Annotated in this window: 1 protein-coding gene; it reads left to right on the forward strand. The window is 40.3% G+C overall.

Annotation, left to right across the window (positions count from 1 at the left end):
• Nucleotides 1–221: hypothetical protein (locus AC27VX_RS23950; RefSeq protein ID WP_488698497.1), on the forward strand; the 221-nt coding region annotated here is incomplete at both ends.

Genomic DNA, 221 nt, shown 5'->3' on the forward strand with positions numbered 1-221 from the left:
CTGACGGAACAAAACTCCGAAAAACAAATAAATCAGGAGGAGGAAGAGGTCAATCTACCTCATATTCATATACTGATTATTTAGACGGTTTTCAATATAGTTTTTTGGAAACTGTACAGCCTTGCTTATGGTGTAGAACAAGTGTAGCCTATGAACAGGAGGCATTTAAGGATCCAATCCTTCTTGACCCTCCTCTTTTGGGTTCCCTAGGCTGGCTATTG

This window comes from Chryseobacterium sp. 14P4.3.2, from assembly GCF_057799275.1.